This window comes from Bacillus niameyensis, from assembly GCF_001375535.1.
Taxonomy (GTDB): domain Bacteria; phylum Bacillota; class Bacilli; order Bacillales; family Bacillaceae_C; genus Lederbergia; species Lederbergia niameyensis.
This window is the reverse complement of record NZ_LN831197.1, coordinates 3,278,870-3,302,725: the sequence shown is the minus strand read 5'-3', so window position 1 is coordinate 3,302,725 and position 23,856 is coordinate 3,278,870. Positions and strand designations below refer to the sequence as shown.

The 23,856-nt window shown below is 39.3% G+C and carries 20 protein-coding genes; 3 read left to right on the top strand and 17 right to left on the bottom strand.

From position 1 onward, the window contains the following. Nucleotides 1–102 precede the first annotated feature (102 nt). The 16 genes from BN1243_RS15525 to BN1243_RS15450 all read right to left on the bottom strand — a co-directional run bounded on the left by BN1243_RS15525 (nucleotide 103) and on the right by BN1243_RS15450 (nucleotide 16,758). Entirely contained in the window at nucleotides 103–1,614 is a 1,512-nt protein-coding gene (locus BN1243_RS15525) for a sulfatase family protein (RefSeq protein WP_062108270.1), read from the bottom strand. Nucleotides 1,615–1,640: 26 nt separating this feature from the next. Next, nucleotides 1,641–2,570: a 1-phosphofructokinase gene (pfkB, locus tag BN1243_RS15520; protein ID WP_062108268.1), complete on the bottom strand. Its 930-nt coding sequence runs from the start codon at nucleotides 2,568–2,570 to the stop codon at nucleotides 1,641–1,643. A gap of 1 nt (nucleotide 2,571) precedes the next feature. Continuing rightward, the gene (gene gatY, locus BN1243_RS15515; protein ID WP_062108267.1) at nucleotides 2,572–3,429 is read right to left on the bottom strand and encodes a tagatose-bisphosphate aldolase subunit GatY; all 858 of its coding nucleotides are present in this window, start codon (nucleotides 3,427–3,429) and stop codon (nucleotides 2,572–2,574) included. A gap of 1 nt (nucleotide 3,430) precedes the next feature. Next, on the bottom strand, nucleotides 3,431–4,594 hold the full coding sequence (locus BN1243_RS15510; RefSeq protein ID WP_195892115.1) for an SIS domain-containing protein: 1,164 nt from the start codon (nucleotides 4,592–4,594) through the stop codon (nucleotides 3,431–3,433). 149 nt (nucleotides 4,595–4,743) lie between these two features. Then, nucleotides 4,744–5,463 carry a GntR family transcriptional regulator gene (locus BN1243_RS15505; protein ID WP_062110675.1) on the bottom strand — a complete coding sequence of 240 codons (720 nt, stop codon included), beginning with the start codon at nucleotides 5,461–5,463 and terminating at the stop codon, nucleotides 4,744–4,746. Between the two features lie 381 nt (nucleotides 5,464–5,844). After that, on the bottom strand, nucleotides 5,845–6,945 hold the full coding sequence (locus BN1243_RS15500) for a hypothetical protein (RefSeq protein ID WP_062108263.1): 1,101 nt from the start codon (nucleotides 6,943–6,945) through the stop codon (nucleotides 5,845–5,847). A gap of 215 nt (nucleotides 6,946–7,160) precedes the next feature. Further along, a complete protein-coding gene (locus tag BN1243_RS15495) occupies nucleotides 7,161–8,048 on the bottom strand; it encodes a MurR/RpiR family transcriptional regulator (RefSeq protein ID WP_062108261.1) in 888 nt (295 codons plus the stop codon). A gap of 16 nt (nucleotides 8,049–8,064) precedes the next feature. After that, the gene (locus BN1243_RS15490; protein ID WP_062108259.1) at nucleotides 8,065–9,015 is read right to left on the bottom strand and encodes a GNAT family N-acetyltransferase; all 951 of its coding nucleotides are present in this window, start codon (nucleotides 9,013–9,015) and stop codon (nucleotides 8,065–8,067) included. A gap of 17 nt (nucleotides 9,016–9,032) precedes the next feature. Further along, nucleotides 9,033–10,178 (bottom strand): exo-beta-N-acetylmuramidase NamZ family protein, encoded by a 1,146-nt coding sequence (locus BN1243_RS15485; RefSeq protein ID WP_062108258.1) that lies wholly within the window; start codon nucleotides 10,176–10,178, stop codon nucleotides 9,033–9,035. A 44-nt stretch (nucleotides 10,179–10,222) separates the two neighbouring features. Continuing rightward, nucleotides 10,223–10,924, bottom strand: coding sequence for a PIG-L deacetylase family protein (locus BN1243_RS15480; RefSeq protein ID WP_062108256.1), 702 nt, complete (start codon nucleotides 10,922–10,924; stop codon nucleotides 10,223–10,225). 22 nt (nucleotides 10,925–10,946) lie between these two features. Beyond that, entirely contained in the window at nucleotides 10,947–12,014 is a 1,068-nt protein-coding gene (locus BN1243_RS15475) for a serine hydrolase domain-containing protein (protein ID WP_230200222.1), read from the bottom strand. Then, nucleotides 12,004–12,909 carry an N-acetylmuramic acid 6-phosphate etherase gene (gene murQ / locus BN1243_RS15470; protein ID WP_230200221.1) on the bottom strand — a complete coding sequence of 302 codons (906 nt, stop codon included), beginning with the start codon at nucleotides 12,907–12,909 and terminating at the stop codon, nucleotides 12,004–12,006. Before murQ ends, BN1243_RS15475 begins: the two co-directional genes overlap by 11 nt. A 44-nt stretch (nucleotides 12,910–12,953) precedes the next feature. Beyond that, nucleotides 12,954–14,129, bottom strand: a complete 1,176-nt coding sequence (gene anmK, locus BN1243_RS15465; protein ID WP_062108251.1) for an anhydro-N-acetylmuramic acid kinase AnmK — start codon at nucleotides 14,127–14,129, stop codon at nucleotides 12,954–12,956. A gap of 18 nt (nucleotides 14,130–14,147) precedes the next feature. Beyond that, complete coding sequence (locus BN1243_RS15460; protein WP_062108249.1) at nucleotides 14,148–15,059, bottom strand: BadF/BadG/BcrA/BcrD ATPase family protein; 912 nt, start codon at nucleotides 15,057–15,059, stop codon at nucleotides 14,148–14,150. 243 nt (nucleotides 15,060–15,302) lie between these two features. Then, nucleotides 15,303–15,485, bottom strand: coding sequence for an SE1832 family protein (locus BN1243_RS15455; RefSeq protein WP_062108247.1), 183 nt, complete (start codon nucleotides 15,483–15,485; stop codon nucleotides 15,303–15,305). Nucleotides 15,486–15,558: 73 nt separating this feature from the next. Further along, the gene (locus BN1243_RS15450) at nucleotides 15,559–16,758 is read right to left on the bottom strand and encodes a CynX/NimT family MFS transporter (RefSeq protein WP_062108244.1); all 1,200 of its coding nucleotides are present in this window, start codon (nucleotides 16,756–16,758) and stop codon (nucleotides 15,559–15,561) included. A 238-nt stretch (nucleotides 16,759–16,996) separates the two neighbouring features. On the opposite strand from BN1243_RS15450, the gene BN1243_RS22700 reads away from it, so the two are divergent. Genes BN1243_RS22700 through BN1243_RS15440 form a run of 3 tightly spaced genes read left to right on the top strand, consistent with a single transcriptional unit; the run spans nucleotide 16,997 to nucleotide 19,061 of the window. Beyond that, entirely contained in the window at nucleotides 16,997–17,146 is a 150-nt protein-coding gene (locus BN1243_RS22700) for a hypothetical protein (RefSeq protein WP_230200348.1), read from the top strand. After that, nucleotides 17,094–18,065, top strand: a complete 972-nt coding sequence (locus BN1243_RS15445; RefSeq protein ID WP_230200331.1) for an AI-2E family transporter — start codon at nucleotides 17,094–17,096, stop codon at nucleotides 18,063–18,065. The genes BN1243_RS22700 and BN1243_RS15445 overlap by 53 nt, the downstream gene beginning before the upstream one ends. Before the next feature lie 18 nt (nucleotides 18,066–18,083). Further along, the gene (locus BN1243_RS15440) at nucleotides 18,084–19,061 is read left to right on the top strand and encodes an NAD(P)H-quinone oxidoreductase (RefSeq protein WP_062108237.1); all 978 of its coding nucleotides are present in this window, start codon (nucleotides 18,084–18,086) and stop codon (nucleotides 19,059–19,061) included. A 250-nt stretch (nucleotides 19,062–19,311) separates the two neighbouring features. On the opposite strand, the gene BN1243_RS15435 is transcribed toward BN1243_RS15440, so the two are convergent. Further along, nucleotides 19,312–23,817, bottom strand: coding sequence for a phosphodiester glycosidase family protein (locus tag BN1243_RS15435; protein ID WP_062108235.1), 4,506 nt, complete (start codon nucleotides 23,815–23,817; stop codon nucleotides 19,312–19,314). Nucleotides 23,818–23,856 lie beyond the last annotated feature (39 nt).

Here is a 23,856-nt window from a genome sequence, read left to right as displayed (position 1 = left end):
AGGATGTTGGTCAGAACGGCGTTGCGCCAGGACGGCGCGTCTTTAGCCGTTCATCCTTAATCCAAAAAGTTCGTACGCCGCTGAACAGGCGCTTACGCTTTTCTATGCTCCAGTTACTCGTGGCATAGGCATGGACTCTTTTCCTAGTTCAGCCCATATATATTTTAATAATAATTCCTGTTTCAAAGTTTGATAGTCTGGTAGATCCCAAAGGTTTGTGTATTCTTCGGGGTCATTCTCCAAATCGTAGAGTTCCCCATATGATTGATTATAGTAAACAGTCAGCTTGTAACGCTCATTAACATATGTTTTTTGATGAATGGTAGTTGGTTCATGTCTAAATTCACAAATTATATGATCACGGGCTTGTTCCTTTTCTCCATACCAAACTTCACTTTGGTTAACACCCGTCATTTGCGGAGGAACAGGCAAATCCGTCATGCTTAAAAAAGTCGGTGCAAGATCTACGAGACTTTGCATTGAACTTGAGAGCCTTTCTGCCGGAACGTGATTAGGATAACGAACTATAAAGGGCACCTTAATCAAGTCTTCATAATGGAAGCCCCCTTTATATTGAAGCCCATGTTGACCGAAGAAATGGCCATGATCACTTGTGAATACAATAATCGTATTATCTGCAATTCCAAGCTCATCAAGTTTGTCTAGAATGTTTCCGATATATTTATCCATCATACTAACCATTCCATAATATGTAGCGGTAAGTTTTTTATGGTCCTCATCGCTTACATCTCTATGTGTATGATAACCGTGTATACCATATCCCGTTTCTCGGTAATTAGAAAAATCGGGGTTTTCTTCCTGTGTTAATTTAAAATGAGGAGGTTTATCATCGAACTCTCCATCTCGTCCTGTTGGAATCGTTAATTGATCAGGATCGTACATCGTATCCCACGGTTCTGGAACGAGATAAGGTGGATGTGGGTCAAAAAAACTTGACCACATAAAGAAGTTTTCGTCCTTTTCTACATATTCCTCAAGTTTGGCATTCGTCCGTTCAGCGATCCACGTATTATAATGATATTCTTCAGGGATCGCCCATTTATACTTTTCTTCTGGATCCATATTTCCAGTTGGTGGAAGAAAATAGTCTCGCCAATTCGTACAACCTTTTTCTTCCATCCAAATGGCATAATGCTGACCTACTAAATGCTCATTTGTATGGTTTCTAGTCAGTTCTACATGCTCAAATCCATAATAAGAATCAGCAAATTTCTTCCAGAAATCTAAATCACTTAAAAGTGGATATGATTCCAACGAAGGAAATTCCTCCGTATGTCTTACTGGTTGAAAATGAGCCTTTCCAATCAAAGCAGTACGGTAATCATGATCTTGAAATACATCTCCGATTGTCTGGCGGTCTTCTAAAAGCTTCGTCCCCAATGTCCATGCCCCATGTTGGCTAGGGTACATTCCCGTGATAATGGATGCACGAGTTGGTGTGCACGTAGGATTGGGACAATACGCTCGATTGAACGTTGTCCCTTCCCGTACTAATCGATCCAAGTTAGGTGTCTTGATCTCAGGGTTAAAAGCACCAATTGTATTAAAATGTTGCTGATCGCTCGTAATAAGAAGAATATTAGGCTTCTTCAATGGATATTCCCCCCGCAAGATTTCAATTACAAGTTTCTAATCGTTATTTGTTCAATTAACTCTTCAACAATCTGTTTTTGAACTGTACCTGTTTCAATCTCCATAGCGTTAGACATGCCACAGGCACAAGCCCATTTCAGGCATTCCGCAATTTCTAATCCTTCCTTAAGGGCATAGGCCATTCCGGCTACTGTACTATCTCCTGATCCAACAGCGTTCACTACTTTAATAGTTGGAATATCTGCTTTTAATAGGGTCTCTTTTCCAACTAGCAGTGCTCCTTCTGCCCCCATCGAAATCAACACATATTCGACACCTTTAGAACAGATTTCCCTCGCTGCTCCAATCATTTCATCCAATGTTAAATCTGATTGATTTTTGTATTGGCAAAGCTCTTCTTTGTTAGGCTTTATGAGAAAGGGCTTTCCTTCAATCCCAGAGACAAGCGCTTCACCACTAGTGTCTAATATTACGGGAATATTTGCTGATTTTGCCCACTGACAAAGTTCCTTATAAAATGATAATGGGAGTCCTGCTGGGAGACTGCCAGATGCAATGACTAGACTCGTCTCCCCAAGAAGATTTTCAAAAACCTCTTCAAACTCTTCTTGCTCTTCAGCTGTTATGACAGGACCTTTCTCCATTAACTCCGTCTGCGTATTGTTTTCCTCATCAAGAATGGCAATACAGGTTCTCGTTTCCCCATTGACAGAAACAAAAGCATGTTGAAGTCCTTCTTCATTTAATTTATTCTCAAGCCATTCTCCGTTTTTTCCACCAATAAATCCAGTACATAATGGCTGTTCACCTAATTGGCTTAAAACTCGTGAAACATTCAATCCCTTTCCACCAGCCGTTTTGCGACCTGCTTCTACACGATGCCCATGATCGATTTGAAAACGGGCCGCCTGATAAGATACGTCAACAGCTGGGTTTAAAGTGACGGTTACAATCATTTTATACCTGCACTTTCTGCGCACTTCGACACATGGCGATTTTATCTGCAACTACTTTCTTAAGATCGGTTATAGCGCCACTGAAATATTTGCGCGGGTCGTTTTCATTAGGATGCTCAGTCAAATGTTTACTTAAACCAGCAACAAAAGCATTTTTCAATTCGGTTGCAACGTTAACCTTGCAAATACCAAGTTCAATCGTTTGTTGTACTAAAGAATCGGGCAAGCCAGAAGCACCATGAAGAACAAGTGGAATTTCCACTACTTTGCGGATTTCGGCTAAACGTTCTATATCGATTTTCGGTTCACCTTTATACATACCGTGAGCTGTTCCAATCGCAACAGCTAGAGAATCAATCCCAGTCCGCTCTACAAATTCACTCGCTTGATCAGGATTTGTGTAGATCGCATCCTTTTCATCGACACTCATATCATCTTCAATTCCACTTAATCGACCGAGCTCAGCTTCAACTAAAACACCATGTGGCCTTGCGTAATTAACTACTTCCTTAACAATCCGAATGTTTTCTTCAAATTCGTGATGACTTGCATCAATCATAACTGAGCCAACGCCCATATCGATCATTCTTTTAATGGCGTCTACATCTTCATGGTGATCTAAATGAACTTCAAAAGGAATCGAATATTTTTTACGAGCAGCTTCCATAATTCCTATTACGAATTCTTCACCCATATATTTAACAGTTCCTGGTGTTGTTGCAAGCAAAACTGGCGACTGTAATTCTTCAGCTGTCTCTAGGACTGCTTTTGTAATTTCTAGGTTATGGATATTAAATGCAGGAATCGCATACTTCCCTGCCTGTGCAAGTTGTAAAATATTCTTTGATGTGTCGATCATTTTACTTTTCCCCCTCGAAAGGATAGATTTGAACTCCTTGTACTACTCGGTTGATTACACCTGTTGGTGATGGATTATCTGGTGAAATACCGCTATGAAGCGATTTTTCATATGCAAAAGATTGAGCAAAAATAATATATGGGAACACTCGCCATACATCATCTAAGTCTTCTGAAACTGGCACAGTTATGGAATAATCACTGTACTCCTTCACAGTTGGATCATCTATTCCAGAAATAGCGACAAGAGGACCGCGATCTTCGGCAACATATAATTCTTTTAACATATCAATATCGTATTTTCTTGTGTACGGATTGTTGGACAAATAAACAATCACCATTGTTTTTGCTTCAAGAATCGATTTTGGACCATGACGAAATCCTAGTGTTGTATCAAACATCGTTGGAAATTGACCAGCTGTAAGTTCTAAAAACTTAAGAGCAGACTCTCGAGAAAGTCCTTCATACACTCCAGATCCTAAATAAACTAGCTTAGAAATAGAAGCCTCAACTAATTGTGGCAATAGCTCCTCGCATGTAGCAAGCATCTGTTTACCAGCTTCAGCAACACTTGCTATAGTACTTTCAAAATTAGCCTTATCTTCACTAAATAAATATAAGGCTGTAAGCACCATTGTCGAGTAGCTGCTTGTCATCGCCAGTCCTTTATCGTTTGCTTCATCTGGAAGAATCAGTACAAGCTGCTCATCTTGATTTCTCTCTCTTTTTGCAAGCGCCCCATCACGATTGCAAGTAATAGTAATTTCGTAGAAAGTATCGACAAATTGTTCCGCTAACTCCACACTTGCTATACTTTCTGGACTGTTGCCAGAACGTGCGAAGGAAACTAGAATCGTAGGAATCTCTTTATCTAGAAACAAGTAAGGAGTTGCTGTCAAATTTGTTGTTGAAATAGCCTCTGCTTCCCAGCCTCTTTTTCTAATAGCTTTTCGTACATATGGATAAATCGTTTCGCCGATAAAGGCACTTGTACCCGCCCCAGTAAAAATAACTCTTACATGCTCATGTTTTTCCTCAATCTTCTGCAAAAATTGTTCCATCCGTGTCTTTTCATTCGAAAATTGATTGATCGCCTTTACCCATAAACTAGGTTGCTGCTCAATCTCCCTTCTTGTGTGTGACTTTTCTTCTTGTACTTTTTTCAAGTCCATCCATCCTCCCTTATAATGTTGTCATTACCAGTTTATTAGAAAAACGGAAGGGCCCTTCCAAGCAAAAAATTGCAATGTTCTATCGCAAAAGCTATATTTCGGGCATCCTGTCCGCTAATACTAAGTAGCATGAAACTTACCTGTTAAGTTAATTCGACTGAATAGGTAAATTTATCACCTCTCGCAATTGTAGCTGTATATTCAATAACATGATCTTGTTCATAGGTGATTCGCTCGATTAAAAGGCTTGGTTCGTCCTTATGAATATGGAGAAGATCCGCTTCCATTCGAGATGTCGGTACTGCCCGAAAACGCTCATTTGCTCTTGTGATCCTCACTTGATAAAGATCACGAAAAAGAGTATACATTGGCGTTTTTTCTAATTTAGAAGCAGTCAAATCAGGGAAACGCTTTTTCGGCAAGTAGGATGTTTCATACATCATTGGTTCATCATCCGCAAACCTTAAGCGGGTAATTTTATATAATGATTCACCTTCTAATAGGGTCATTTTTTTTGCAATTTTGCTATCACATTTTATATTTTCAAATGCTAGCACCTTTGTTGATGGCGTCTTATTAATCTTTTCCATTTCCTCTGTAAAACTATAAAATTTAACTAAGCTTTGGTTAATCACTTTCGGTGAAACGAAAGTCCCCTTGCCATGTTGCTTATAAATATAATTTTCTTTTTCTAACTCTAGCATCGTTTGCCTTACTGTCGTCCGGCTCACATTATGCATTTCGCATAATTCTCGCTCAGAGGGCAGTTTATCATGCTCTTTTAATTCCCCTGATTCGATTTTTTCAACAATCATATCCATGAGTTGATAATAAAGGGGTAAGCGGTTATCTTTCTCAATCATCATCATTCTTCTCCTTATATACTTTCAACCAAGGGTGCCAGAGAACCACTTTGTCATGTTGTCATGACCAGTTAAATATATCGTAACACTTTTTCGTGGAATAGGGAAGATATTTGAAGAAGTACTTAGTTCTTTTATGAACAAAAGCGCAAGCGCCTGTTTAGCGACGTACAAATTTAAAGACTTCTGACGAGATAAAGGAAACACGGCGAAGCATGAGCCGATGTTGACTTATCGTAGGAAGAAGACGTAAATTTGCTAGTCGCTAGGCGCTGGAGCTGGACGACAAACCTTCCTGTTAGAACTATCCACACGCTAAAAATTTTATACTTTCCTTAACAATAAGAAAAGCCCGACAAAAGGACGGGCCTAATTTCCTTCCTACTCTTCTTCTATTATCTGGCCAAGCAACTGTTCCAACTCATTATAAATTGTTTCTATATGGGTACGATCTGTAATCTTTGCATACACAGTTTCTAATTCATCTTGATATTTTTTCACTTCTGCTAGATGAAGTTTTCCTAGTCTCATTTGTTCCCTATACTTCGCTTCAATCACGGCTATCTCTTCTGCATAGGTTTCATCAGTTCCTGGTGCAACCGTTAATTCATACATATCAATGACCTCATCGTTCGGTAGGCTCGGAAAATATTCATGTGGTGCTGTACTGTCAAAAACGGCCCATCCTAATTCACGTACTAGAACCATATCAAGGCTTCCAGGATCAAAACCACAATGATAAATTTCTAGATCGTAACGGTGCTTTTCAGCCTCCGCTACAACTTTTTTTAGTAGTGTTGACTTTCCTGTTCCTGCTCGACCTTTTAGAAAAAATCTCTTTGTCAAGCCCTCTGTAATATTATCGACAAAATCGACAGGACCTTCCGGAGTTGCCGCACCAAGAAATCTTCTTAGAATTCGTGACTCCTTGTCTGTCTGAATCTCGTCCTCTTGGAATAGCTTCGAAATCAAATCATTCGTAACCTTATTTGCTTGATCAAAATCCATTTGCCTAATATAAATACCTTCCCAATCATCGTGCACTCGCAATGCTGTTTCATATGCATCGTACGCCTTTTTATAATGATTAGCGATTTTTTCCTTTAGATCATTTATGTCATCTTCGTAATTCTCATGTTGTTTGATTGAAGCCAATTGATCTAAATCAATCGTCTCCCATTCAAGTCCCACGTAATCACCTAAAACACGAGGATGGTCACCATCGATAATCGCAAACCCTAAATCGCGGATAATAAATCCCTCTAGCTGTTCTGGATTTGCTGAATTGTGAATTACCTCAAAGGCAATTTCAGAATCACGCCATTTATTTAACAAACGCTGTACCACATCTGCCTTTTCAGATTGGGACTTTCCTGATAGTAACAACACACGCTCTATCCCAAATAGATTGGAGTCGTATAAATTGTAGAAGCCTTTAGCTGTATTTCCTCCTGCAAAATAGCGCAACATACTTCCGCTCATGTCATCATCTCCTATTGATGAATCATTCCACATTAGCCTATGCTAATTCGCGTTCTAGTGTCAAAAAAAATTTTGCTGCATTTTCAATGTAAAAAGACGGCATCTCATTTTCATGTTTGCCGTCTTTTTAGATTAGATAAGGAAACTTTGGTTCGTACTGGCCTAGCTCCAACAAACAGGAGTATTATTTTTTATCCTGTTTGTTGGAGCTTTTCTTAGTTACCTTTATTTTTAGGCCGTGAGGATCGATTTTGCTTTATAAAGTTAATCGCCTCTCTTGTTTCATCTGTATAAGTGACGATTTCATCATATTGTTTGGATGCTACACACATGAATAGAATATCAATTGCATGCAGTTGAGCAATCCTAGATGAAGTTGCACCACTTCTAAAGGTAGGCTCCTTTGTGGCAGATGTATACAGTCGAATGTCAGCTTGTTCTGACACAATATTTGAACCATATTTCGTTAAACTGATGGTCGTTGCACCTTGCTTTTGAGCTAACCCTAATAGATTAGCAACTTCCATCGTGCTCCCTGAAAAGGAAATGCCCATCACTACATCACCTTTTCCAGTATTTGCTACAGCTGTCGCCGCCATATGCAAATCACTGAACGCAGTAGTGTGACGATTAATTCTTAAAAACTTTTGCATAGCATCTTCAGCCGTAATATGTGATGCACCTACTCCAAAAAAGTGAATCGTTTTAGCTTTTTCCAATGCATCGATTGCTTTTAAAAGTTCATCCGTACCTAATAATTCTGCTGTTTCCTTTAATGTTTGAATACTATTAGATGTCATTTTATCAATAATGGAATATCGTGATTCGTTCGGTTCAATATCGCGAGTTTCATGTGGTTGTTCTTTTTGTAAGTCTCCAGCAACCCTAAGTTTTAATTCTTGCAATCCCTTTAAGTTTAAGGATTTGCATAATCTTATGACTGCGGCACTACTTGTAGAACTCCTTTTTCCCAATTCACTTGCCGTTAACGAAATGGATTCCCTTGGGTTTTCTAAGATGTAAGTAGCGATTTTTCTTTCCGATGGCGGCAATTGAGGTAACATTTCGGAAAGCATCACTAATCCGCCCGTTGCAAATGGCATATTTCACTCAACCTTCTTAACTTATCGTTTTTTTCATTACATGGAAGTGGCGGGTAATAGAGAAACCAGTCTTTTTATATAAATAACCAGCTGAAGTTTTCTCCCCAGTCCACAAAAACCAAGCGCCATGCAAGCCTTCCTCACGCATACTTTGTAAGGCCTCATGTAACAGGATTTTACCTAATCCTTTTCCTTGTTGACTAGGATCAACGCCAAAAGGACCAAATCGTTCTGGAATTCCTTCATAGCCGCCATATAAACAAAATCCTACCACTTTCTTTCCTTGCCTGGCAACTATAATACGCTCCATCGGCAAACCCTGAAGTACTCCCTCTCGAATCGCCCGTCCCCAATCCGGATTAAAGACTTCATTAGCAAACAGAATTATTTCATAAAGGTCTCCATCCATTGCCTTAGTGAATGTAAAATCTTCGTTTATTCTCTGATCCTTCAAGTCGGCCACTTCTTTTGGATATTCATATCCAACTAAACTTCGATCCATTGCAATAGGAGAATATAACTTTTCAAACCCTTGTTTCCTTAAAAATTTATATCCCGCTGGGTAAGCTTCTTCATCAATCCCTGGCAATATATAATTAGGTGCGTAGGAGGAGAAAAAGATGTTCGCCCTTCCGTTTGAACTTAGAAACTCAACAGCTTCTTTCATCAATTGGGCGCCAACACCTTGAGCACGATAATCAGGATGCACGAAAAAGAATGGAATCCATCCATTTTCTTGTTCTAATTCTGTTTTATACATTGGTAATAATCTTCTTATCGCATACACACAACCAATTAATTTGTCCCCAGCAAATGCCAATCGCATCCCCTCTGGATCAAAATTGGCATCTAATAAAACTAAGTTGCGAAATCTTCTCCCGTTGATCGGGTCTTTCGTGAGGCATTTATTCCATAGCTCTACAATTGCTTTTTCATCGCCTGATTGATAAAACCGATACGTTGTCACGGTTATGTCGCCTCCTACTAATACAAAAGGTACGGTTTTCTTTGTCTTCGGAATTGTTCCAGTTGTTCTTCACATTCCTCTAAAAACACATTCGCTTTTCCATTTAAAATAATGTCTCGTAATTGTTTCGTTCCTGCTAACAAATCAAAAAAGTATTTACCATTTTGATGTTCATTAAATTTGAAATCATTAGGATACATTTCTGCAACCGTCTCTAATAGTATTAGCCCTGTACGAAGTGAATGTAAGGAATGACGATCAACAATATGTAGCTGGATGCCTTCACACGCCTGATCTTTATGCTTTTGATAATTGGGGACAAAAAAGACGGGACGTGCAATGACCCCGGGCAACCCCTTGTTATTAAAAGCTTTTGCCAGTTGATAACCATCAATAAACGGGGCACCGACATATTCAAATGGTTTTGTCGTACCTCTGCCTTCAGATAAATTCGTACCTTCCACCAAACATGTACCTGTATAAAGCATCGCCATATCAAGCCCAGTTGTAGCTGGTGATGGAGGAACCCAAAATAGTTTGGTTTCATCGTAATACATATCTCGTTCCCAGCCATCCATTTGTATTACCGTTAATTCACAATCAATTCCGATCTCATGCTTGTAAAATTGAGCAATCTCCCCCACCGTCATACCATGGCGATTTGGAATGGGATAGAGGCCAACGAATGAGCGAACATCTTCTTCAACCAAATTCCCTTCCATAGGTATACCCGAAACAGGATTCGGGCGATCGAGAACAACAAACTGTTTTCCCTGTTCTGCGCAAGCTTCCATAACATAAGCCATCGAATAAATATACGTATAATATCTTGTTCCAATGTCCTGAAGGTCGAAAACTATTACATCAACCGTATCTAGCATTTCCTTTGTCGGCTTTTTCGTTTCACCATACAAGCTGTATACAGGTAATCCTGTATAAGGATCGACAAATGACTCTATTGCCTCCCCTTCCCGGCCGTTTCCGCGAATTCCGTGTTCGGGACCGTATAGAGCGGTCAGCCGAATATCCGAATGCTGGTGAAACAAATCAATGGTCGGAATCAATTTTTCATTAACACCTGTTATATTCGTTAACAGACCGATACGTTTTCCTCTAAAAGATTGATAGTGTTTTTCCAAAAAAAGATCTAAACCGAGACGCATATAATCACTCCATTATTGTATTATGGATCTATTTGCCCCACTCCTTATAGTTCATATCCAGGAATGATACCACCCTTACGAACATTGCCCCCTGTAGTAAATTTCAATGTTTGGGCATATTTGCAACGGTTTAGACAACCTCTCACTGTTCCCAATGCTTTGTAGTAATCGTAATAGCGGAAGGAAGAGGAATTCATAATGAACCAATAGTTGGATAGCGCTTCCAAGTATGTATCAAATTCATCTGATACATCTATATAAACATCTGGATCGTATCCATCCATATCTTCCCAGTTTTCACTATGATAAATACCGTAATAATGAGGGGGAAGACCGTTAAGATCAAAGCCAGGAAGCCCTGCCTTTAACTGAGCAGCCTGGACAATTTCATAGCAGAGCTCATGATCAGGGTGAATACTATTTTTCCAATGAGTAATGACAACATTAGGTTTTATTTCTCTCATGAGCGTAGCCACTCTCATAACAATCTCATCATTACATGTAAGTTCTGCGTCCTTATAATCAAGCGTAATTGTTTTTACTCCGAGAATTTCCGCTACTTTCTCAGATTCCTTAATTTTTTGTTCTCGATAATCATCCACTGATATATTAGGAGGATTTCCCTTTTCCCCTGCTGTTAAGTGAACAAAGGTAACTTCATGACCTGCTTTTGCATATTTGTGGGCAATGGCACCCGCTTGGATTTCCGCATCTCCGCAATGTGCACCGACTACCGCTAGTTTCATTCTGTTTTCCTCCTCTATATTTTTAGAAATGTGACCGAATTAAATTATGCAATCTAGGTCGCAACCGCAATATACCTAATTGATGAGGTATATGAACACGGTTCGTTAGTAAAATAACCGACAGCTGTACTTCTGGATCAAACCAAATGCTCGTACCTGTAAAACCTGTATGACCATAGGACATTGCGGAGAAAAGATCCCCGCATGCCGAAACACCTTTGCTTTGTAATTGCCACCCTAGTCCTCTTCCCTCATTGTCAAAGGTAGTAAAATTTTCCCTTGATAACTTTAATGATTGGCTCGAAATAATTTGCTTCCCGTTATAAAAGCCGTTGTTTTCTACCATAGATGCATATTTAGCTAAGTCGCCAAGAGTCGAGAATAAGCCAGCGTGCCCACTAATCCCGCCCATCGATTCTGCATTTTCATCATGGACAATACCATATTTATAGTCTTTTAAACTCTCACTAAATTCCGTTGCTGCAAATCGCTGCTTATCAAATGCTAAATTAAAGCCAGTATCGTTCATTTCAAGCGGTGTAAAAATCTGCTCATCGACATATTGCTGAAATGGTTGCTCCACTACCTTTTCAATTAACGCTGCCAATAAAATGAAGCCGAGATCACTGTAAATGACTTCACTATCTGGCTTCACTTGTAAATCTTCGTTGCAGATCCTTTCTATTACCTGCTCTCTATTTAAATTCTCCGCATAATATGGACGATGAGCAGGCAAACCTGACGTATGAGTTAAAAGCTGCTTAATTGTGATATCTCCCTTTCCGTTATTTTCAAAGGAAGGAAAGAAGCGGGATATTCTATCTTTTAAATGAATGAATCCTTCATCCAATAATTGCAGCATCGCCGTAAGAGTTGCTACGATTTTTGTTAAGGAAGCAAGATCATAGATCGTATCTTGTTGAACAGGTTCCGGACTGGGAGAAAACGTTCGAGAACCAACATAAGTATCCATGATCGTTTTTCCATTTTGAGAAATATGGAGAGCAGCACCAGGTATGATTCCTAACTCTACTTCCTTTTCTAAAAAAGCTTGTACCTTCTTTTTTAAGTTATCATTCCTATCGAGCAAGATTGATCGCCTCCCTAACAAATCCATTGGCCTTATCAATTTTTTCTAGTGCCTTCTCATAGGAAACATCCGCCTTCAACATAACAATAGCTGGCTTTACTCTAAGATTTGTTATTTGCAGGGCCTCTTCTGCTTCTTCACTTGTTGCTCCTGTTATAGTCATTAACATATTGTGAGCACGTTCAACAAGTTTTTCATTAGATGGATTCAGATCAATCATTAAATTTTCATACGTTTTTCCTAATTTAATCATCGATGCTGTAGTAAACATATTCAAAACCATTTTATGAGCCGATGCGGCTTTTAGCCTTGTAGATCCCGTCAAAACTTCCGGACCAACTACTGTTTCAATGGAGATATTAGCTTCTTTACCAATTGGTGTACCTTCATTGCAAGATAAGGCGACGGTTGCTGCACCAATAGAATTAGCAAATTCGAGTCCTCCAATGACATATGGAGTACGTCCACTTGCTGCAATTCCCACAACTATATCGATGTCTGTTAGTTTCCTTGCTTCCAAATCAAGCTTACCAGCATCTTTATCATCTTCTGCACCTTCTACCGCTTCAAAAACAGCCTCTTTTCCACCAGCCATGATTCCTTGTACCATTTCCGGTGGTGCGCAAAAAGTTGGCGGACATTCCGCAGCATCCAAAATACCGAGTCGTCCACTTGTTCCAGCACCAATATAAAACAGGCGACCTCCTCTTCTAAAGGATTGATGAATAAGATCAATCACTTGGGAGATCTTCGGCAACTCGCGATTTACAGCATCAATCACCTTTTGATCTTCCTTATTCATTAATTGAATGATATCCATCGTGGACATCTTATCAATATTTCTCGTATTTTCATTGACTTGTTCTGTTGTTAATTTAGAAAGATTAATATTCAACTTGTATACGCCCCCTTTTTATTTCTATTCCTTACTCTCCCCTTTTATACTGAAAAGGCCTGCGTCCTAATGCCACGTGGCGGAAAGGTCATCGCACCTAACACTACTGGTTGCCTCGCCCCAGTAGCACTCGGAACATTGGCCGGTTGCATATGGAGTGTTTCATTTCCTAGAAGAGCAAACGCCATCGCTTCTTTCGCTTCTGATGAATACCCTGCATCTTCTTGAGTCATAACTGTCATATTTGGTAACAACTCTTGTAAGAAACGAAGTAATGTTTTATTTTCACTCCCACCGCCACCTACAATCATCTCTTCCATTGAATAAGCAGGGAAAACAAACTTTTGATATGCATCTGCAATCGAAAGGGCCGTAAAATAAGTTGCTGTTGCAATTAAATCATTTTCGGGAAGATGCCCGTTTTCCTGAAGTAATTGGTCGACAAATTGTGCTCCAAATAACTCACGACCAGTGGATTTAGGCGGTTGCTGTTTAAAGAAATCCATCTGCATCCAAACTTCAACCATATTTTTATGGACTTGGCCAGCAGATGCCCACTTCCCACCATCGTCATATGATTTCCCTTTTAACCTTCTGCATAATTCATCGATCACCATATTGCCTGGTCCTGTATCAAATGCTAATAGATCCGCTAATTTTGCTTGTTTCGGTATCGCTGTTACATTTCCAATTCCGCCGATATTTTGTAAAGCTACACCTTTCGTTTCACTGCGATAGAGTAGATAATCTGTATAAGGTACGAGCGGAGCGCCTTCCCCGCCTGCTGCCATATCCATAGAGCGAAAATTAGAGATTACCAAGGTCCCTGTTTCATAGGCGATAATTGCAGGCTCGCCAATTTGTAGAGTTGATCTTTCATATTGACGGTCACTTTGTGGCAAATGATAAATCGTCTGTCCATGAGACGCAATAAAGTCTAATTTGAGTGGTGAAATACTAGCCTTTTTACATACCTTCTTAACGGCGTCTGCAAATAAATAACCTAATTTGAAATTCAAACTGCAAATAAGAGCGGAGTTAGAATCCTTTTGATCCATACTTCGAAAAATCTCATTTTTTACTGTTTCCGTAAATGGCAAGGTAGTAAATGCTATTAATTCTGCTTTTGTATCCAAGCCATATCCGGTTATTTTTACAAGTGCCGCATCAATTCCGTCAATAGAAGTACCCGACATTAAACCTACCGCTAGTTTTTCCATAGTTTCCTCCCCTCTAAGCTAGAATTTTTTAGGTGTATCATTGTAAATGGAAGCAACGGTTAAAGCACCTATTGCTGGGGTTATGTCATTTTGAACGAACTGTACCTCTCCAATCACCTCGTGAAGGGCTGATTGAAATGCCGTTTGAGCGAATCGGTTTTTTTCCAAAAGAGACCCTTTATACGCTATTTTCAACGGCTGATCTAATTGTAATTTTTGATATAACAAGAAAGTTTGTTTGGCTAAATCTTGCCCCGCTATACGGAAATGGCTTTTTGCATCTTCATCTCCACTCTCCGCTTCAACGAAAATCGGATACGATAAAGAGGCAATCTCACCTTTAGTAGCGCTATAGATAAAGCCCTTTATTTCTTCAGCTTTATTAACTCCCATTTCTTGCATCAACGTCCTCGATAGATGGGAATGTGCTACACCTTGATCAGCTTCAATCGTGATTTGTCTACAGGCTCGAATCGCGATATCATAAGCACTTCCGAAATCACCTAATAGATGTCCCCATCCACCTGAATAAGCATCTTTGTCACCTTTACGACCATACGAAATGGATCCAGTCCCGGCAATCGTTAAAATCCCATCTCTATTTCCTAGCAAAGCATGATAAGCAAGAACTGCATCATTGACTAAAATGATTGGTAACGGGATCTTTTGTTTAAAATACGACTCAAATCTCGCACGATTTTCCTTTGTTTCAATCCCAGCAACGCCCATAACAATGATCTTGCATTCCTTACCATAAGCACTGGCAAGACACATAGATATTGCTTGATAAATATGGGCTAAAGCTTGGTCCAATTGAACATTCGGATTTCCAAACCCTGTTTCAGCTTGAAATAGAATATCTTTTTCCGCATTTAATACGACTCCTACTGTTTTAGTCCCACCTGCATCAATGCCAATCGTATAAACCATAATGGTTATGCTCCTTCGACAAATACTAGCTTTATTTGATAAAATGAAATTTCCTACATATAATATAATAGATGAAATATAGTTTCATATATTTTATAACGATTTCCACTCCAAATCAACTACCACATACTATTATTGTAAAATTACTTCGAGTCTAGATTGTCTATACATCTAAATTCATTCGGGTTTCTCCAATAAAAAGGACGCATTGGAATGGTAGTTTTTCCATCCAATGCGTCCTTTTTACTCATCTGCCTGATCTAAAAGTTTATTTAACTCTCGTAATTCTTCTTCGATTCCTTCCAACTGTTTCTCTAACGGGTGCAAGTTACCCTTAACGTATTCAAGCTTTTCCAAATCATGTTGCAAACGAACATAGTCTGTCTTTAAGTCCATGATTTTATATTCAATTTCTTTTCTATTCATTACATCCACCTTCTGACCTTAAGTTGGTGTCATCATAACATAGATAACATGCTGTTTCGATCTTTTAATTTACCTATCGGGTAGCGCGTTCTCCAACGAAAACATTGCGTGCAGCGCCGAGTCCCGCCAATGTAGTAACTATAGCGACAAGGAGAAGAAAGAGAAGCGGTAATGTCCATGATTGAGTATGATCAAATAAATAGCCAATGAGAATAGGTCCGATTGCTGTCAATAAATAGCCGACTGATTGTGCCATCCCAGACAATTGAGCAGCTTGAGTGGCGTCAACCGATCTCAAACTAAACATCGTAAGGGCGAGGCTAATGCTTGCCCCCTGTGCGATACCTAAACACAATATCCAAATTGCAAGAAGAGCGTTTCCGCCACCGATTAATAATCCTGTCAAACTAATGAGGTAAAGACTTCCAATCACAACAATAATAAGTTTTTGGTTCTTCATTTTCCCTGCAAGTACAGGGGTTATGAAGTTAGCGGGCAAACTGCAATACTGCATAAAACTTAACATCCAACCAGATGTAGAAATACTTAACCCATGGTCACCCAAAATTTGTGGCAACCATGTAATCGGTCCATAAAAAAGGATCGATTGAAGTCCCAAAAAAAATGTAACTTGCCAAGCAACTGGTGAACGAAATAAGGAGAAAATAGATAGGCCCACAGGCTGCAGCGCAATACTATTACGAGATTTCACTACTTGTGGAAACCACAAAACAACTGCAATTGCAGCCATGATTCCCCATACCAATAAGGCCTTCTGCCAACCGAAACCTAACCCTTGAGCTATAGGAATACTAAGTCCCGATGCAGTTGCTGCACATAACCCCATAGAGGTCGAATAAACACTTGTCATAATGCCCACTTTTAAAGGAAACCGTTTTTTAACTATCGCTGGAAGCAATACATTACTTATGGCGATCCCAATCCCAATTAATCCTGTTCCGATAAAGAGCATCGTTACATGACCAGTGGAGCGTATCATAATACCAACAAACAAGATTAACAAACTTACTAATATTGTTGTTTCATTTCCCCACCTTTTGCCGATCAGAGGAGCGATTATGGAAAATGCCGCAAATGCAAGTAAAGGCAAAGTCGTGATCATTCCCGCCATACTATTGGAGATAACAAATTCTTCACGAATAGAACTAATTAAAGGACCGACTGATGTGATAGAAGGTCGGAGATTAAAGGCGATAAAAATAATTCCCAAAACTAATAATAGACTTTGCAAAGATGAATTTTTTCTTTTCATATTATAAAAGCAACCTCTTTTACTACTGTTAATTACCATATTGAATAATTCCGGTTCTTTTAAGATAACATATTACTTCGAGATTTTTAATAGAGTTTTAATATTAGGACGAGGTTATCCGATGTAATACTAATGTTATTTCTTACTAGTTCGGTCATCCTTAAAAAACGAAAAAAATAATAAACTAGTGCTTGTAAACTTTATCATATAACTTGATAATAAATAGTGAGGTATCATAATGGATGATCTACAAAGAAATCGATACATACTAAGGGGAAATGCTCTAAATGAACGGGATAGTGGAAATCTTCCAAAAGAAGGGCGTAAAACGCCTTATTATTTTTGGGTTATTAGTATTAATTCTATATGCTATGAGGAGTATGATTAACTTAATACTTCTAACATTTATTTTTTCTTTTTTAATGGATCGCCTCGTAGGATTTACAGCAAAGCGTGTTCCATTAAATCGTAGATTGCTTGTATTAATCATGTACACACTAATTGTTGGCTTGCTCGTGTTTGGATTAGTGAAATATCTACCAGTTATTACATTGGAAATTAGCGAGCTCATCAAACGAATCACAGCATTTTACACACAACCAAATGAAAATGTTGTAGTGAATTATATAAAAGAGATTATTTCCAACAACAAAATTACTGACTATTTAGAGAATGGATTTTCCTTTCTACTAAAATCTTTTACTGATATAAGTAAAATAAGTGTCGATGTTTTGATAGCATTGATTTTAAGTTTATTTTTTCTCCTTGAAAAACCACGCTTACAAGCATTTACTAGTAAATTTAAAAGTAGTAAGATAGCACCTTTTTATAATGAAATTGAATTTTTCGGAAGGAAATTCACTCAAACTTTCGGTAAAGTTATCGAAGCTCAGTTTATGATCGCTATTATTAACTGTGTGTTATCCGTTATTGCTTTGTCGATTATGGGATTTCCGCAAATTATCGGATTAGGTATTATGATCTTTTTTCTAGGGCTCATACCTGTCGCAGGTGTGATCATATCCCTTATCCCTCTTTGTATAATCGCTTATACTATTGGGGGATTTATGAAAGTAGTTTATGTGTTAATAGCAATTGCAGTAATTCATGGTGTTGAAGCGTATATATTGAATCCAAAACTAATGTCCAGTAAAACAGATCTACCTGTTTTTTACACTTTCATCGTTCTGATTTTTTCACAAAACTTCCTCGGTGTTTGGGGACTAATTATTGGAATTCCGATTTTTGTTTTCTTACTTGATGTACTAGGTGTAACGAATAAAGAGACGCCTCAATTATCACCTTAAAAGAAGGGATCGATAGAAATGAAGGCCATTCTTGTAGAGGATTCTACACATATTTTGTCTGTTGGCCAATCCGAAAAGCCCGTGATTAACAAAAACGAACTATTAGTCAAGGTCAAGGCAGCAGCGCTTAACAGGGCGGACCTGCTACAAAAACGCGGACTCTATCCGCCACCTGCAGGCGCTTCTTCCATTCTCGGCTTAGAAATGAGCGGAGTAATTGAGGAAATCGGAACAGATGTGGAAGGTTGGAAAAAAGGAGACCGTGTTTTCGCCCTTCTACCCGGCGGTGGCTACGCTGAGTACGTTACCATTCCGGCCGCTATGGCGATGCGGATTCCAGAAAACCTTTCATTTGAAGAAGCAGCTGCCATTCCTGAAGTCTTTTTGACTGCTTATTTAAACATGTTTTGGCTAGGCAATTTGCAAAAAGGAGAAACTGTGCTTGTCCACGCAGGTGCAAGCGGGGTTGGAACGGCCGCTATTCAACTTGCTCGTGAGGCGGGAGCCAATACAATCGTGACTGCTGGTACTGCTGAGAAAAGAGAGTTATGCCTTTCACTTGGGGCGGGGGTGGCAATTGATTATAAGGAAGGTCCATTTTCGACTAAAGTTCTGGAAGCTACTGCCGGTAAAGGTGTAAACCTGATTTTAGACTTTATCGGTGCTCCTTATTGGGAACACAACATTGACTCACTTGCTACGGACGGAAAGTTAATTTTGATTGGTACAATGGGTGGCGCAAAAGTAAATGAAGTTAATCTTAGCAAGTTACTCTTTAAACGTATTCAAGTGATTGGTACAGCATTACGCTCTCAAAGTGTTGACAGAAAAGTCCAGTTAACGAAAGATTTTTCGGACTTTGCCCTTGAAAAATTTGCAACGGGAAGGCTAGAGCCGATTATTGACTCCGTATGGGATTGGGAGCATGTAAATGAGGCTCATAAACATATGGAGCAAAATAAAAATGCTGGGAAAATCGTATTGAGAGTGAACTAAGTAAATGAGAGGATGTCCAAATATTGGACATCCTCCTCTTTGTTTGTGCTTCTATCGAAAGTATTTTGTACATTATTTTTAATCTCGTTTAGTACTTGATCGGACTGTCAAGGTTTTAACTTGAAACATACGATTGTGGCCATGATTCGGGCGCTTGAGACTCCTTCAGAAAATAATCGCTTTTGTACGGAGTCTCTTTTATTGTTGCACCGTTCGCCTTAATGAGCGTCCCAGCGAATTTTCTCCATTACTACTTTTTCAAAACATGCTCATCCACAACTCTTCCGTCACGGGTCTTAACGAGTATGTTAATCCCCTTATCTGTAACTGATACATTTGTATACACTTGTGTTTTTTCATCAAAGTAAACATCCATATACGGTTGTGGCGTTGTCGCATAATATTTTTGCCCAGTCGATCCAGCAATGATATAGGTGGTTCCTTCCTTATTCAATTCACCATTTTTCAAAGGAATCGTTCTGACATAGGAATGATCATGACCTGAAATGGCTAAATCAATACCAATCTCATCAAAAACAGGAGGCCATACTTCTTTCACTGTTTCACTTCCTGCCGCTGGATTTGAATTATATGGAGATCGATGATAAATGACAATCTTCCATTTTTTCTTAGATTTCGCCATATCTTTCTTGAGCCACTCTGCTTGTTCTAGCAAACCTTCTTTTGTCGTTTCTGTATTGAGGACAGCGAAATGAGCATTCCCATAGTCAAAGGAATAGACGGTCCCTTTAAAATTGGCCGGACCATTATCTGGCATGCTAAAGAGTCGCTTAAATGTCTCGACACCATTTCCAATGTTTTCATGGTTCCCAACAACAGGAACAAATGGTGTTGATGGAGCAAGTTTGGAATCTTTCATAGACTCAAAGAAGGCATCCCAGTGAGAATATAGATTTCCATCATCGACCATATCGCCTACATGGACAATGAACGCAGCATCTTCATTTTCTTGTTTTGCCTTTGTAAATAGTTCAGTGAAAACACCAAAACCATTCTCTGTTTGATTTGGCAAAGACTGAGTATCTCCCATTAAGATAAAGTTGAAATCATTATCTTTCTTTTTCTCAGTTGTAAAACTGCCCACTTCACTCCAACCTGTTTTCGTTCCGTCGCCAACCCGATACGTATAAGCTTCTCCATCCTTTAGTCCATTCAGTCGAGCTGTATGAACTTGAACTTCACCCGCTTCAAACGCATGGTATGTGCTTGTTCCTTTTACTTCTTTAACAGATTTTTTAGTAAATCCGTGCTTTTCATATTCTGATGTTGGGACAATTTGAACAACAGAATTTGTTATTAACGGAGAAGTTGTCCAAGTAATATTAAGGCTCTTATTCTTTCCATTAAACGTAAGGTTAGTTCGTTCAGGTGCTTGCGATCCAAGATGTTTTAGAACATCGATCTTCGTTTGGAAGCTGTAGCGCTTATTATTCTGCGCTTGAATAATAAGCTCACCAGGAATAATGGATAGTCTATCCGTTTTTATTTTCCCTTGATTATCTGTTGTACCTAATGTCCACGGAGAAATACTTGCGTCTGACGCCTTAATCCAACCTTCTTGCTCTCCATGTCTGACTTTTAGCCACCCAGCTTGTTTCTCAACAAGAATAGTAGGCTCATGTTTTTTCAACTTCATGATCTTTTCGCTGTTTGACTTAGGCTCTTTGTAGACAACTGCTTCTTTTGCTTTGATTACCGCTAGCTGATTATCGGGTGAAACAACGTGAATGTCTACTCCCTTCGCCGGCTTTCCTCGTTCATCTGTAACGGATATTTTACTATCAAAACCTACAGATGCACGGTCTAGAGCAATTTCATAGTGGGCCTTAGCCGCAATATCCATATTAGGGATAAAAATAGAAATGGATTTTCCTTTGATGACCGTACTTCCACCCTCAAATTTCACTTGAACTGTTTCAGCGGAATCTTTTTTCATCAATAATGGCAGTTTGGCTAGTTTCCTAATTTTATCTCCATCTGCAATTTGATCTAGATCCTTCAACTCAAGATAAATTTGTCCATTTTCTGTAATCTCATTTCGGACAATATGTTGTTTTGAAATTTTCTCGTCAAGGATCAACTGCCTCTTTACAACATCAAGTTTATCTGGACTAAAAGAAAATTGTAATTTTAGGCTTTCCATTTCATTCAATTGACTTGTTTGAAGAGTAATGTCAAATGGATTGCCGATAAAAGCTTCCTGTTCAAAAAGGGGCTTTACTCCTGGACTGCCACTATCGATTTCAAATTGCCAAATCCGCTCTGTTTCATTACCAAAATGGTCTTGAACGACAATTTTAACTTGATGATATCCATCCAATAATGGCCCATCAGGTGTAAACGAAATTTCTCCTGTTTCTTCAGTATACTCTGGTTCTACCTCGATTCCATCGATATACATCCACATCCGTGAAGGATTAATTCCTGTGCCACCTTCATTATCTTCTGCAAAAGCTCCAATTTTTAATTCATTAGTGACAATGACCTCATTTGCTGCAGGATATTCACCAGAAATCGTAGGATTGATTAAATCATCATCTGTTTCTCCATAAACAGCTCGAATATTATCAACATAAATAGCTCCAGCGTTTTTCTTATCATCACTTGTTTCCATTAATCTAACAGCCAAATCTAATTTTAATGGTGTTGATTTTCCAGCTGGCACTGGCGCTTCTAAATATCTCCAACCTGTCCAATTGATGTTATTATCAAAATCAATTGGGAATGCATTATTATCTCCATCTCGTAACTGTGACCTTAACCAGTGTCCTTTTCCATCGCCATATACCCACAGTCCAATAGCTTCAGGGTAGTCTTCCAAAATAATCGGATCCTTCGTATGGGCGTAAGCACCTGAAGTTCCAGTTGTTCCAGTAAAATCATATTTAAGTTCAAGTGCATGGTCGCCAAATCTTGCTGGTTCTGGATAGGTTGTTTGACGAATTGACACAGATTGGTAGCGGGCTCCACTCCATGTCCAATCTTCTATTCCATTTTCGAATGTTTCTAAAACAACAGGCAGTTTACCAACTTGAATATTCATCGTGGCAGACTGGTTGCCGAAACTTGCTGTTATCGTCCCTGATGCCGTTTTATTTGTAGCTTTAAATGTCCCTGCTTCATTGATCATTCCGACATCACCAGTAACTTCCCATTCAAAATTAGCTGGATTGGCATGAACCATTCTTCCATTCGAGAAGGCCCTTACATCAATCATCATTTCTTCACCACGTTTAACCGTGATCGTATCCTGCCCGAATTGAAGATCTGTCAATTCATTGACAACAGTAATTTCTGAGGTTCCTTCAGCTCCATTTAAAGTAGCTCTTAAAAGGCCTGTCTTCGCTTCTTGTCCAGCGGTAAACTTTCCGGAAGAATCTATTGTCCCTAGAGTTACATCATCCAAACTCCAGCTTGGCTTTTCATTCATTTTAACAGGGTTAAAAGCCATGTCCATACCTTTGGCTGTAAAATCATACGTACTTCCAGAAAGCATCAACATATGATCTGGTTGAACTGCTAGTTGACCAAGTTCCCCCTCCTCTGCTGTAGAGACAACGAGAAAGGAATTGGCGACACTTCTTTCTATTCCATCAGACGGACTATTCATAAGATGTAACCCTGATTCTCCATTCGCACGAGTCAAAAATGTCGAAGAACCACCTCCATCTAAATTTAGCGCCTCCACCGCACCTAAATCGTACATTAAATTCTGTAACTCAAAGATCGTTACACCTTCCGAATAACCTGGTTGTCTCCCGTCGATCACTAAAAAAAATATACTTCCATCCGCTTTGATGCCTACCGCTGTTCTCGGTGCGAGTGTCGTTGTGAATGAGCTTTCTTCAATCTCTGTCTTCTCGCCATTTTTTACTAGAGTAATCCGTCCACCGAGCGCTTCCTTTACATCCTCCCAGCCTGGAGCAACCATCGTTCTCAATTCGATGGCTTGTCCTTCTTTAAGAGTTTGTAAGAAGTCTGCATGTGCGCCGTGACCAGAAAGAACAAGCTTCCCCTCTGGAATAGGTGTATTTCCTTGGTCCACGAGTATAGTTTCTACTGTGGCTGTCACCTCACCCACTTCACGAATATCCCCTGTCACATCTGATAAAATGATCTCTGTTCCATATTGATTTGTGTTTGTCGATTCTTGATCAGATGTATATAAAACTAGCTGATTATCGCCACGTATTCCATTCACTCTATGAATCTCCATCTCTATATTTTCTGCAACAATAGAGTATGACGGTTCAGGATAGCCAATGATACCTTGACCATTTTCTTTAATTCCGAATGTTTCAGTATTGATCCCTTGGAGAATTTTCCCTTCTCGTATTACAGAACCAATTGGAACTCCATTTGATGTATTAAAAAAGTCAGCATTTACACCACCAACTACAACATGCCCAGGCTGCGATACAGCTTCAGCTTGCTTCCTAACCGTTTGCAAACCAAAGTCTTTCCCATTAGGAAGGCCCACCTCGATATGCACATCCGGATTTCCTTGATTCACTCCCATAATAAAGACTTCTTGCCGCCCTCTCTCCGTAGCCAATGTCATCGTTGTTTCTTCGACTCCCGGGGCTACAGATCTTGTCCATGATTCAATGACCGTTCCCAACTGATAGGAAGAATTTGCCGCTGCTACTGTTTTATAAGATGTCTGAAAAAGTAAAGATTGCAAGACTAGCAAAAAACTCAGTACATAAACTAAAAAATTCCTCTTAACAATCAACCCGTTCTCCTCCTTATTTTTCTCCTGCTCGATGTAAAA

What these genes read in the sequence shown, in the direction of transcription:
- pfkB (WP_062108268.1), bottom strand. Translation starts at nt 2,570, where the DNA reads ATGATTGTAACCGTCACTTTAAACCCAGCTGTTGACGTATCTTATCAG.
- gatY (WP_062108267.1), bottom strand. Translation starts at nt 3,429, where the DNA reads ATGATCGACACATCAAAGAATATTTTACAACTTGCACAGGCAGGGAAG.
- BN1243_RS15505 (WP_062110675.1), bottom strand. Translation starts at nt 5,463, where the DNA reads ATGATTGAGAAAGATAACCGCTTACCCCTTTATTATCAACTCATGGAT.
- BN1243_RS15500 (WP_062108263.1), bottom strand. Translation starts at nt 6,945, where the DNA reads ATGAGCGGAAGTATGTTGCGCTATTTTGCAGGAGGAAATACAGCTAAA.
- BN1243_RS15495 (WP_062108261.1), bottom strand. Translation starts at nt 8,048, where the DNA reads ATGCCATTTGCAACGGGCGGATTAGTGATGCTTTCCGAAATGTTACCT.
- BN1243_RS15485 (WP_062108258.1), bottom strand. Translation starts at nt 10,178, where the DNA reads ATGCGTCTCGGTTTAGATCTTTTTTTGGAAAAACACTATCAATCTTTT.
- BN1243_RS15480 (WP_062108256.1), bottom strand. Translation starts at nt 10,924, where the DNA reads ATGAAACTAGCGGTAGTCGGTGCACATTGCGGAGATGCGGAAATCCAA.
- anmK (WP_062108251.1), bottom strand. Translation starts at nt 14,129, where the DNA reads ATGGAAAAACTAGCGGTAGGTTTAATGTCGGGTACTTCTATTGACGGA.
- BN1243_RS15460 (WP_062108249.1), bottom strand. Translation starts at nt 15,059, where the DNA reads ATGGTTTATACGATTGGCATTGATGCAGGTGGGACTAAAACAGTAGGA.
- BN1243_RS15455 (WP_062108247.1), bottom strand. Translation starts at nt 15,485, where the DNA reads ATGAATAGAAAAGAAATTGAATATAAAATCATGGACTTAAAGACAGAC.
- BN1243_RS15450 (WP_062108244.1), bottom strand. Translation starts at nt 16,758, where the DNA reads ATGAAAAGAAAAAATTCATCTTTGCAAAGTCTATTATTAGTTTTGGGA.
- BN1243_RS22700 (WP_230200348.1), top strand. Translation starts at nt 16,997, where the DNA reads ATGGATGATCTACAAAGAAATCGATACATACTAAGGGGAAATGCTCTA.
- BN1243_RS15440 (WP_062108237.1), top strand. Translation starts at nt 18,084, where the DNA reads ATGAAGGCCATTCTTGTAGAGGATTCTACACATATTTTGTCTGTTGGC.